The organism is Winogradskyella sp. (assembly GCF_025210595.1).
In the GTDB taxonomy this organism is placed as follows: Bacteria; Bacteroidota; Bacteroidia; order Flavobacteriales; family Flavobacteriaceae; genus Winogradskyella.
The window spans coordinates 1-12,205 of the sequence record NZ_JAOARH010000020.1; the positions used below are offsets into that span (position 1 = coordinate 1).

General features: G+C 27.1%; 9 protein-coding genes and 1 pseudogene. 1 reads left to right on the plus strand and 9 read right to left on the minus strand.

Features of this window, described 5'->3' with window-relative positions; all coding sequences use genetic code 11:
* Positions 1-372: pseudogene (locus N4A42_RS01555) on the plus strand (glycosyltransferase WbuB); the annotation flags it as partial.
* Here the strand turns inward: N4A42_RS01555 and N4A42_RS01560 are convergent.
* The 9 genes from N4A42_RS01560 to pseI all read right to left on the minus strand — a co-directional run bounded on the left by N4A42_RS01560 (position 369) and on the right by pseI (position 12,203).
* Positions 369-1,724 (minus strand): undecaprenyl-phosphate glucose phosphotransferase, encoded by a 1,356-nt coding sequence (locus N4A42_RS01560; RefSeq protein ID WP_294068891.1) that lies wholly within the window; start codon positions 1,722-1,724, stop codon positions 369-371. The pseudogene N4A42_RS01555 and the gene N4A42_RS01560 sit on opposite strands and share 4 nt — an antisense overlap.
* Before the next feature lie 342 nt (positions 1,725-2,066).
* Positions 2,067-2,663, minus strand: coding sequence for a hypothetical protein (locus N4A42_RS01565; protein WP_294068894.1), 597 nt, complete (start codon positions 2,661-2,663; stop codon positions 2,067-2,069).
* A gap of 566 nt (positions 2,664-3,229) precedes the next feature.
* On the minus strand, positions 3,230-4,336 hold the full coding sequence (locus N4A42_RS01570; protein ID WP_294068897.1) for a DUF1972 domain-containing protein: 1,107 nt from the start codon (positions 4,334-4,336) through the stop codon (positions 3,230-3,232).
* Positions 4,311-5,993, minus strand: a complete 1,683-nt coding sequence (locus tag N4A42_RS01575; protein WP_294068900.1) for an O-antigen ligase family protein — start codon at positions 5,991-5,993, stop codon at positions 4,311-4,313. Before N4A42_RS01575 ends, N4A42_RS01570 begins: the two co-directional genes overlap by 26 nt.
* A gap of 32 nt (positions 5,994-6,025) precedes the next feature.
* Positions 6,026-7,135: a glycosyltransferase family 1 protein gene (locus N4A42_RS01580; RefSeq protein ID WP_294068903.1), complete on the minus strand. Its 1,110-nt coding sequence runs from the start codon at positions 7,133-7,135 to the stop codon at positions 6,026-6,028.
* Complete coding sequence (locus N4A42_RS01585) at positions 7,132-8,502, minus strand: O-antigen ligase family protein (RefSeq protein WP_294068916.1); 1,371 nt, start codon at positions 8,500-8,502, stop codon at positions 7,132-7,134. The genes N4A42_RS01580 and N4A42_RS01585 overlap by 4 nt, the downstream gene beginning before the upstream one ends.
* A 5-nt stretch (positions 8,503-8,507) precedes the next feature.
* Entirely contained in the window at positions 8,508-9,854 is a 1,347-nt protein-coding gene (locus N4A42_RS01590) for a hypothetical protein (RefSeq protein ID WP_294068918.1), read from the minus strand.
* Between the two features lie 32 nt (positions 9,855-9,886).
* Complete coding sequence (locus tag N4A42_RS01595) at positions 9,887-11,071, minus strand: hypothetical protein (RefSeq protein WP_294068920.1); 1,185 nt, start codon at positions 11,069-11,071, stop codon at positions 9,887-9,889.
* A 73-nt stretch (positions 11,072-11,144) separates the two neighbouring features.
* On the minus strand, positions 11,145-12,203 hold the full coding sequence (gene pseI, locus N4A42_RS01600; protein ID WP_294068922.1) for a pseudaminic acid synthase: 1,059 nt from the start codon (positions 12,201-12,203) through the stop codon (positions 11,145-11,147).
* Positions 12,204-12,205: the final 2 nt, after the last annotated feature.

The window sequence follows — 12,205 nt, forward strand, 5'->3', positions numbered from 1 at the left end:
AATACAACATTACCTGTATTCTTTTATGGTAGAGTTGATAGAAATGTTTTACATAAAGAATTGCTAAAGTATGATGTTGCTATTATCCCTTTATTAAATAGAATTTACGGCTCTGTGCCCTCTAAAATCTTTGAGTATGCTAAATTAGGCATGCCTATGTTATACTTTGGTGGAGGAGAAGGCGAAATAATTATTAAAGATTATAAATTAGGCTGGATTGCGGAAGCAGGTAATTACAGTAATTTAAATTCGATTATAAATTCTATTGATAAAACTGAAGTAAAACAGGAAAGAAAACAAGCAATTCAAAGAGTTGCGTATGAAAATTTTGACTTTAAAAACCAACTAAATAGTCTTAATAAAAAGCTTTAATAAGCTTTGTCGTCGCCTTTTACAGAGCGTATAAAGGTTTGAATTATAATTTTTATATCTAGCAATAAAGACCAGTTTTCAATATAGAAAATATCGTATTTTACTCTACCAATAATATCTTTATCTGTTTCTACTTCGCCTCTAAAACCACTGACTTGAGCTAAACCAGTAATTCCTGGTTTTACAAAGTGCCTCACCATAAACTTATCTATTTTTTTTGCATACATGTTTGTATGGCTTACCATATGAGGTCTTGGACCTACAACACTCATATCTCCAAAAAGCACATTGAAAAATTGAGGAAGCTCATCTAAACTTGTTTTTCTTAAAAACTTCCCTACTTTAGTTACACGTTGATCACCTCTTGTCACCTGATGCAAATGAGCATTTTTATTTGGTGTCATTGAGCGAAACTTAAAACAATCAAATTCTTTGTAATTAAACCCATTTCTAGATTGTTTAAAGAAAACAGGTCCTTTAGACTCAAGCTTAATAAATATTGCTATTATAGGAGTTATCCATGATAAAACAAATAAAATTACAAAACTTGAAAACAATATATCAAAAGTGCGCTTTATAATTGTATTCGCAGAATCTTCTAACGGAATAGTCCTCAATGTTAAGATTGGTATATAATCGTAATATTCATAACGGAGTTTTTTTGAATAAATCTCCTTACTATCTGGTATAAATTTTAAGATTTTAAGATTATTATCTGCAAAATCTACAATATCAGCAATTTGAGAGTTTGTTAATTCTGAAATGGAACAATAGATCTCATCAACACCTTCACCGATAACATATTCAAAACACTCTTCTAATGCTTGTTTTTTATTCTTAAAATCATAAGTTTTTTTATGAGAATAACCATATTCTGGGCTTTTATTGAAGAAATTTTCTAAAGCTATCGTTTTTTTATTTAATCCCAAAATAACTGTAGACCTATAATTTCCTCCTAACGAAACCCTATATCTTTGAAGTAAATAATAAATTGCAAATTTTAGAATTGTAATTAACACAAAACAAAATAACGTGTATTTTACTATTGGCCGAGGGTAAATTTTAAATTCATGGTATAAACCCGCAAAAGCAAATACAAAAAGTAAAAATAAAATAGACTGCTTTAAAATTAATGAAAAAATATTGACAGGTCTCGTATATCTATAAACCTCATAAAATTTAGAATAAATAGATAAAAGTATCCAACCTATAGATATAAACGAAGTAAAAATGACAGGGTCTTTATCCTGTAAAAGGTATAATACACCTAAACCATTAATAATACTTAAATCTATTAAGTATGAAATTGGCCTTAAATAGCCTGAATATCTGCCTTGTTTAAATAGACTCAATTTCTAACTAGTTTTTGCTCTTAAACACAAAACACTTTTTAAAACCTAGCGCTCTAAAATGTTTAATTTTCTTAAACTTTGTAATTTTTTAAATAAAAACCACAATAATTCAGCAAGACAAAAAAAGCTAATCACATGATCGAGAGACGCTTATTTATATTAATAAATTAACACCTTACTCATTTATTGGTTTTTATCAAATATAGTATGATTTCTCGTTGAAATTTGGTTTTTTAAAAAAAAATGTGAAAATCTTCATTCAGTTGTCAAATAACACTTTATAATGACCTTATTATCCGTAAATTAAGAAAAATAGATTTTACGGTTAACCAGATTTGGTATTTACAAAGAGTTACTCTTTTCTATTTGCTTATCAGCACCTAACACCTTTTCGTTTAGACAAAATAATGTTAAAATAAGCAGCAACGAAGCTAAGGGCAAATAAAATAAATTTCCTGTAAAAAAAGATGTAGTGAGTGCAGTTACAAGCAAGATAATTGCCAAATAATTTTTTCTTATAATTTTATATAGATTGAAAACAAAATACGTGTAAACCATTAAACCAATAACCCCAAAAAACAAAACAATATCAACTAACTGAAGCTCTAGTCTTATTTTAAGCAATCTCGTTGCGCCAATCAAAACATTAAAATTCTCTTTAGTCAATTCTGAAATTAGCAAAACGAGATTATCTGTTCTATATGAAAAAATTGCTGTAAGAAGCTCTCCAGATTTTATCAATTCCTTAAAAGGGGACATACTTAGAGTAACCAAAGTCACCAATATAAAAACAAAGAACAGCACAAATATTGACTTAACTTTAAAGGTTCTATCTAGTGTTTTGTCGCAAAATACAATTAATGTCATAGCCATAAACTCAGCCATATAAACCCCTTTTATACCAGAAACTAACGCAATTAAGGCTATAATTAAAAGCATTAATTTATCTTTTAGATGCCAAAACATTATGCTTGCACACAAATAAACAAAAGGAGTAAAGCCTTGACTTAAAAGGATTCCATTAAAGCCAAACCTGTTCGCATTATATGTCTTAAAAATTTGTATATCAAATAATATTCCCAATAATATAAGTGCCGCATTTAGAATAATAATATACTTTAAAAAACTATAAAACAACGTAGTAATACTGATTTTACTGTACGATACTACATAAAACAAAAGAGGGAATGAAATAAATAAAATAATATATCTTAGAAACTCCACTTTATAGAGATTATAATTTTCTCCTTTTAAAAAAAACACAATCGATAGAATTAATAATGAAATCATTACAAATTTTATCTTTTTAAAAATGAATTTATAGTATGTAATACAAAAACCTATAGAATAAATCAAAAAAACAATTTTTAATAATCTATTTAACTTAATAAAATCTATCTTATAAAAGATACAAACCTTGTCAATAAAATCGGTAAAAAAACTTAATATTAAGAATAAAAAAAGCGCCAAAGGGTGGCTATAATTTACACTCTTAAGATTTAATCTCATTTTTTCTTTTTATTGGTTCTTATCCTCTGAACTATAAATTGTTCGTATTTAAAATTTATTAAATCCCAATTATAAAAGTTACGAACCTTGTTAATATTTGCATTAGAAAAATCATCTTTTAAATTAAATAAACTATCCTCATTTAATAGCTCTTCTATATCTTTAGAATCATTGAAGTACAACGCATCTTTTTCTAAAATATTTTTATTAAAAACATTATCGTTTGCAATAATCAATGTGTTTGATGCCATTGCTTCTAACAACGAAGGATTAGTACCGCCTACTGAATGGCCATGAAAATAATACCTTGAAAAATATCTTAAATTGTTTAATTGATCCTGATTATAATTAGCACCAACAAACCGTATTCTAGAATCATTAGAATAGGTTTTTTTTAATCTTTTGCCATACTCGTTTAATCCTCCAAAAATAATTAAAGGAAATGTTATTTTTGACTTTATGTAGCCACGTACAATGGTTTCGATATTGTTTTCTGGCTCTAACCTTGCAATAATTATACAATATTGATTTTTCACCACCTTGTACTCCGACAAAACAGCATCATTGGGTGCATTAAATACTGAAGCCCCATAGGCAATAAATTCTGAAGGTTTTTTATACGTTTTTGTTAAATAATCCTGAACACCAATAGAGTCTGCAATTAAATAATCACTACTTTTTACCGCTAAGCGTTCCGCCACTTTTAAAAACCTTCTTACCGTTTTAGAATATTTAGAACGCTTCCATTCCATACCATCCATATTAGTGATAATAATAGACTTTTTAGGCAACAACTTATACCAAATAGAATTTGAAGTATAGCCCAATTGCAATATGACATCGAAATTTCTTTTTCTGGAGTCTTTAATGCAATTATAGTCGTAAATAAACTGACCAGTAGTTCCTATTTTATATTCAGGGTCATAACAATGAATTATATGTACTCCATTATATTTTTTACTCTGATAAGGATGATCGTGGGAGTTATATACATAAACATCATGGTCTTTTGAAGCTAAATACACCGAAAAATATTCTGCAAACTGCTCAAAGCCTCCATGATTATTTGGCACTCCCCTAGTCCCTAATATGGCTATTTTCATTGATTGTATTTGAATTCATAAGTATTAAAAGCACTGTGGTAAAAAAATAGATCCCGTTTACTCTACCAAAAACAGATTCTGACCACATTACAGCAAACATAAATAATGAAAACTGAACTAATAATTTATTTTTATTTTTAAGCCCTATTATAAAACTATAAGCAGGAATTAAAATCAGCAAAATTAGCCCAATAATTCCTGTTCTCCAAAACGTATCGACATACTGATTATGAGGATTAAAGCTTTTATGCTCTAGCAATCCTAAATTAAATATTCTTTTTTCTAAAAGCATATCCGTTTGTTTAGTTACCCCTTTACCAATAATATAATCTATTCCACTCATGGTCGCTAGTGCTTCTTTCCATAAAATTAACCGCAACGTTAAACCGTTAATCCTAGGATCGTTTTCATTTTCTATGTGCTCCTCCTTCAGAATCGTTAAATCTTCTTTATTTAAAATGTCTTTAAACCTACGCTTTAGAGGAGAGAACAGCAGAGTAATTAGTATTAGCGGAATAGCAACAAAGATTGTTTTTTTGTTCTTTAAAAGCCCTATTAAAACTACTAACAATGAAAATACAAACACCATTTTAGACCCGCTAAATATTAAAAAAACAAAAAGAATAAATTCTATAATATATTTTAACCAACCTTTCATATATGCATCAATATAGCAAATTGAAAAAAACAATAGGTATGAAAAGTATACTGGATGCAAATACTTGGTATAATTTTCAAAAGATAAAAATTCAATATTTTTATACACATATACATCATAAATTGATGTTATAAGAAAACCAAAACCAATTACAATAGCAGATGATGGTAAAAAATTCAACAATTTTCTATTGGATACTCTATGCAAGGCTATAGGTAATATTAAAAACGGCAAAAACCTTTCAATTGTCCTCATACTTGCATAACCTTCTTGTGAAACAAATAAGTTGTTAAATAAATAAATAAAAAAAAACACAACTACTAGTATGTTATTTTTATTTGCTAATAATATGCTAACCTTAAAGTTTTTTACACTAAGAATAACTGCTAATATTAAAGCAATATTATAAATTGGTGGTGGTAAAAATATACTCGTCAACAAAAAAACTATTGACAACTCATGTAAGTCTCGTATTTTAAAAGATACCCAAAATTTTATTTTAGCTAAAATAAAAGCAATTATTACCAAGGGTATTAGAAGTAAGTAAATAGCTTTAAAATCTGAAGTATACAACATTGACTTTGAAGCTTCTATATAAGCATTGGATTTATGAATCTCTAATTTTAATTTATCCCTTTTTATTATTTGCTTTAAGTGCTCTGATTTGTTTAGCTTTTCTACTGCTAATATGTGTTTTTGTTTATCAGTTATAATTGTGAAATTAGATATTGTAACTTGCTCATTGGGGTATTCAAAATACAATCTGAATTTTCTTAATATTATCGGATCTTCAAAACTTACAATATAAACACTGTCTCTAAGCCTATTAAATCGAAAAACCTTTGAATAATCTAACTTAGATTGTTTCGATTCCGATATATACATAATAGGGAGTCCTTTCTTAGTAACATCCTTATTAAAAGTGACTTCAATAGCGTTAACATGAGTATTAAAAAAGAAATAGTTATAATAGCTATAACTTAATATAAGACCAGTCATAGCAAGAAATATTAATATATAAAAGTGTTTTCTCAATTTTTGATGTTTTTGCTATGTTCTATCAAAAGATGATAATATTCTTTTGATATTATTTTCCAATTATATCTAGAAAGGATTTTCTTATAATCTTCTTTTAAACTAAATGAACTTCTCAACTGGATTTCAATTTTTTGCTTTAGTTCATTCACATCTTCAGGGTCAAATGTTATTGTGTTTGGTAATTTAAAATCTTCCATTGCCGTGTTTTTTGAACACAGTATTTTTTTATTATAAGTCATTGCTTCTAAAGGGGGAATTCCAAAACCTTCTGCAAAAGAAGGAAATACAAAAAGTTCACAATTTCTATAATACATTTTCAACATATCATTTGAAACATTTTCTAACCATAATATAGATTCTTTTTCTTTCGGATGAATTTTATCGACATACTCTTCCAACTTAGAAAATGATATATCTTTTTTGCCAATAAAAATAATCTTATATCCTTTTGAGGCTAGTTTTAATTCAACAAATGCCTTTAATAAGTTTAAATGATTCTTTCTTGGTTCTACTCTTGAAACGTATAATAAATATTTTCCTAATCTATTTTTAACCAACAAATCTTTAGAGCTTTCTTCTTCATAAATCAAATTTACAGCGTTAGGTGTTATTTTAATTTTTTCTTCAGGAATCTTATATATTTCGGAAATCTTTTTCTTAGAATAATTAGAAACCGTTAATAAAACATCCGCCCTTTTAGCAGACCATTTAAATAAAATACCGTTAATAATTCTATATTTTAATGGAAAAAAAAGCTTGTATTCTTTTTGTTCAAAAAGAATATCATGAGTTGTTATTATTACTTTACAGTTTTTAAATGGTGGGCATATGTATTGATAATGTGCATAGTCAATTTTATTCTTTTTTATGATTTGGGGTAATTCTATTAACAAACGATAAAATTTGTTTTGGCTTTTTAAAGGTATATATGTTACATTTTCGTGTTCTCCAAATTCATTTTTTAAATTATTTATATCTCTTGCAGCCATAAAAAAATGAATCTTTCTGGAAACAAGAAAAAGTTGAGAATAAAGCCCTTTTAAATATGTTCTTGTACCTTGAAATTTATCATCAAACACATGTGCATCAATTAATAAATTCATAACGTTTTAGGTTTTATATTATTAGTACTAAGCCCATAATATACCATTATTAACACAAAATAATAAAACCCTTGTTTTGGGATATCTGTTCCTATTATATTAAGATAAAACGCGATTAAGAAAAAGAGTGATAATCTATTTTTATTATGAAAAAACAACTCTGAAAATGAAAGCAGCATTAGTACAAAACCTATAACCCCCTTTTCAGCTAAAGACATTAGTAAATAGGCATCTGTAACCTTAAAATAAAAGACTTTATCTGGTATTTCTTTGTGTAAATTTGTAATACCTGCGTAAATTTTGTTATTTGCATTAGTTGAAGACAGCGCACCAATACCATTTCCTAATGGGTTTTCATAAAACTTATTTAATGAATAATTTGTAAATGCTGATCGCTGTGAAAACACGTTTTTCTCTGTAAATGGATTAAAAGTTGCAACGTATTTTTGAAGATTATTATCATTAATAATATAAATAATACTACTAACTAACAAAATAAATAATACGCCTACAATTAACAATAGCTTCTTTGTTATTCTGATTTTTTTTGGCAAATAAACAGCCATCAGCAACAACACCAAGATTGTCAATGGCCCTCTAGAAAATGTTAAAACAGCCACTACACTAAGCAATATTACATCTCTATAACTTTTAGTCTTACCTAAATAATATAAGATTATTAAATACAAACAGGCTAATTGACCCATAATTCTGAAATCAAAAACAAAACCTGTATTTCTTGGAATAGACCGATTAATTCTTAATGCTATTGTGTAAGATGGCTCTTTAAAAATAATAGCGCCTGAGAACAAATGGCGCATTTGATCGTAAAAATATGGTGACAAATAAATTAAGATACTAGCTATAAATGTGTATCTAAAAAACTTTAGCAGATAAGTGTAATTTATTTTATTTTCACCATTAGAGAATATTACTAGTAGAAAAAATAACAATGGAAGTATTTCTTTTGCAAATTCAGTTATTGCAAAAGAAATATGCAAAAAACTAAATAACATCATGAACAATAAAAATAAAATTGTCCATTTTAAAGACTTTATTTTCTCAACATTTACAGTTTTAGTTTCACTAAAATTATAGAATAATATTATTAATATTGGTATATAATTACACACTAAATTAAGAATATTAAAAGAGACATTATTATTAATAATAAATGGTCCCATTATAAGTCGTGCAGAAAGCATCAATATTAAGACCGTAGTAATGTCTCTTTTAATAATAATTCTATAATACGAAATACTTAAAACAGGTAAAATGAGTATAAACGCATATTCAGGAGCTTTAAATACGACTATTATAAGTAAAAGAATTATAAAGAGATAATAATCAACTTTTAAATGTTTCAAAATATTTATTTAATAACTGTTAAAAATGCACTACTTAAAGCTTTAATATTTTCTACTTGCATACATCGTGGGTCACCATACGCATCAGACATGATGCCTTCGAACGAATTTTTTAATAACCAATTAGAAAACTCATTAACAGCTATACCACTACTATTGTTTTCTATTAAAGTCGTCAATGAATTATTCTTAAAGTCTTTCCAGGTTATCTCTATACACCCTTGCATTTTATTAAAGAAAACAGGGGCAAAAGTAAAAGCTTTTTTTTCTTTTAATGCAGCTTCATAAGCTATAGTCCCTGAAACTGTAAAAACAGCTTCAACCTCATCTAACAATTTATGCGAATCTGACTTATTATCAATTAGATAGGTGTTACGTAAGCTTTTTACTGATTTATAAAAACTCACCCCTCTATCTCCAATAGCATTAGAGTGCTCTTTAACTAAAAGAATATAATTCTGAGGTAATATTCTCCAAATATTTGTAATCAATTCTAATTGACTCTCATAGTATCGGCCAATAACATCAATTGAAGCTTCTGGTTGCTTATGTAACGTAAAAAGAACTGCTTTTTTATTTTCAGGTAAGTCTTTAATTAATGTTTCGTCAACAAATCTTTTAAATAAAAATCGATTATAAACTTCTACAATTCTAATTTTAAATTGAGTAAGTGGTTTTGTATATAATGTTGGGTCGTTAACATCTTGATTCGTTCTTAAAACAAAGTTTTTTAATAGAGTTAAATTGTGTTTAAATGTACCTTTCTTTGCTATTAATTTATCATTTATTTCAAGATATGAAGGTTTTTCAAGTTTAATCTGAGAATTTTCAATAGATGGTGAATTAAAAACTTCTTTAATATTTGATTGAAATTCATCAGTAAAAAATGTAAACCTCCCATTTGGCATTCTAATTGTGTGAGGGTTTAAAAACTGACAATCAAGCTCATTTACTGCTTTAGTTAATCTATGTATAATTAATTCGTGAGCCCATGTTACTTCTCCAAAAACAAATTTTATATTATTAGTTTTAATAAAATGATGCACTAAACTCTGAAGTTTTAACAAATACTTAAACGTCCATGACTTAGGTTCTTCTCTTAAGACTCTATCCCCAAAAATAAGCTCGTTAATTTTTAAATCAATACTTAATTCATCAATACTTGACGCTAGCACTTCTTTTTTCCCAATATATAATAATTGATTTTTTGAAAATTTTGTCTTTAAACTTTCATATTGTTTTCTATTTGGAATTATCCAATAGCTAATTATATTATGCTTTTTTAAGTTTTTAGCAATTTCAACAAAAACATCTGTTTTGTAATAGTTTGCGATAAAACATACACTCTTCATATCCATTCCATGTTGGGTATATAATACTTACGTTATGCTATTTTATAATTTCTCTTATAAAGAATAAAGATACTTACCAATAAAGACAAAAAAGTACTAACAAACATCGCTATTGATATTTTTTCTAAAAAATTCATGTCTAAAACGATTAAAATAAAAAGAAATACAAAAGCGCTAAACAATGCTAAATATAACTTAATAATATTTTTATTTTCTCTACCATAATGCACTTCTAAATAAGCATATACACACGCTAAAAATGTTTGGCCTATTATTAAAATAGAAATATAAGATACTCTAAATAAATCATTATAATTATTTGCAAGATATATTTCTGTTACAAAAATTACAAAACTTAAAGCAAGTGTTAAAAACGCTAAGTATTTATACAATAAATTCCGTCTTATAATCAATACATTTTTTTCCACATAAAGATCTTTTAAAACAAAAGCCCATATAGATGAATGTGTTAAAAAAATGACCATAGAAAAACGTTGAACTAAAGATAGCAAGACGCCATCATCCAAAGACATTTTGGTTAAAACATTTATTTTACCAAAATTTGTAATAAACATCATAATAAAAACTTGCATTATTGATGGCCAAGAAAATAATAATGCTTTTAAAAATATTTTCTTTATCTGCTCTTGATAAGATTTTGTATTATTTTTTAATAAAACATCTATAATACATTTAAAAAAATAGATAATAGAAAATAAAATCTGACCAATAAATATTAGCCATAATGAAAACTCTAAACTTAAAAAGAAATATCCAAAAAGAAATGACAATGATATAATATTTGAAGCAAGTGTAATATATACAGCCTTTTCTGGCCTATTGGTAAGTCGATAATAAGATGCAAAAAAAACAGTAGCTAAAACAAACAGTAATCTAGAAACTATAAAAACTATAAATGACTCAAACTCAAAACTAAAATAATTTAAAGCAATTAAACCTAAACCGATAAAACAAACTATTATATATAGCCGTTGAAAAGATTTAACAAAAATATTTACAGTGAATTCCTTATCATCACTATTTCTATACGCATAAAAGAAATATCCCGACAACCCTAAATCTATTAAAGGAATAACGACTGTTGTTATTGAATATATATATTCAATTGATATGTATATTTTTTGATCTTTAAAAAGTTGAAAAACCAATAGAGGAAGCAAAAAAACAATAGCTTTATCTAGATAGCTTAAAGCCATGAACCTAAATAAGTCTTTATTGCTTATAAAAAGTTTTTTTGCTCTTTTCAACATAAATTAATACTGAAAAACATTAAAATTCTACATCGAAATTTTCGATAAATTGCAAATTTAAAGGAGTCCCCTTAACTATATTATTAGAAAATGATTTTCCAAGTATTTGATTATAATACTTAGGGTGCAACCCATAACCAGGACGTATTGATCTCACATTCTCGGAAGTAATAATTTCTCCGGCTTTAACATCTTTAACCACAAATAATGATCTTGCAAATTTTCTGTTCTTTTTTACTTTTTCAGAAACTTCGTAAGACACTTTTCCTAATAACTTTTCAGCATCTCTTACTTGATCTACCATTTCTTTAAATTCATTAACATCAAGAGAAAAATCAGCATCAGGACCGCCAATATTTTTATCTAATATAAAATGTTTCTCTATAACTTTTGCACCAAGAGTAACAGCTATAGTTGGAGCCAAACTACCATAAGTATGATCACTAAATCCAACTTCTACATCAAAACGTGTTTTTAGGTCTGGTATTGTATTAAGATTAGCCAACTCTAATGGGGCTGGATAACTTGATGTGCATTTTAACAATATAATATCATTATTCCCTACTTTTCTACATGTTTCTACCGCCAATTGAATATCTTCTTCCGTAGCAATACCTGTAGACATTATTATTGGCTTCCCCTTTGAAGCTGCATATTCAATTAATGGAATATCTTGTATCTCAAAAGAAGCTATTTTATAAGCAGGCATATCATATTTCTCAAGAAAATCTACAGCTGTTAAATCAAATGGTGATGAGAAACAAATTAAACCTTCTTTCTCTGCTGCTTCAAATAACTGATCGTGCCATTCCCAAGGAGTATATGCTTCACCATATAATTCATGTAAAGTTTTACCATCCCATAAAGTACCTTCATTAATTTGAAAATACTTGTTATCTACATCTATTGTCATAGTGTCGGGAGTATACGTTTGAAGCTTTATTGCATCTGCTCCACATCTTTTTGCTGCTTTTATTGTTTCTATGGCAACATCCAAATTTCCATTATGATTTGCTGATAATTCTGCGATAATAAAAGATGGATAATCTTTTCCTATATTTTTATTTCCTATTTTCATTT

Bases quoted from the DNA above. Each gene is read 5' to 3' on its own strand.
- N4A42_RS01595 (WP_294068920.1), bottom strand. From the start codon at position 11,071: ATGGCTTTAAGCTATCTAGATAAAGCTATTGTTTTTTTGCTTCCTCTA.
- N4A42_RS01580 (WP_294068903.1), bottom strand. From the start codon at position 7,135: ATGAATTTATTAATTGATGCACATGTGTTTGATGATAAATTTCAAGGT.
- N4A42_RS01575 (WP_294068900.1), bottom strand. From the start codon at position 5,993: ATGACTGGTCTTATATTAAGTTATAGCTATTATAACTATTTCTTTTTT.
- pseI (WP_294068922.1), bottom strand. From the start codon at position 12,203: ATGAAAATAGGAAATAAAAATATAGGAAAAGATTATCCATCTTTTATT.
- N4A42_RS01570 (WP_294068897.1), bottom strand. From the start codon at position 4,336: ATGAAAATAGCCATATTAGGGACTAGGGGAGTGCCAAATAATCATGGA.
- N4A42_RS01565 (WP_294068894.1), bottom strand. From the start codon at position 2,663: ATGCTTTTAATTATAGCCTTAATTGCGTTAGTTTCTGGTATAAAAGGG.
- N4A42_RS01590 (WP_294068918.1), bottom strand. From the start codon at position 9,854: ATGAAGAGTGTATGTTTTATCGCAAACTATTACAAAACAGATGTTTTT.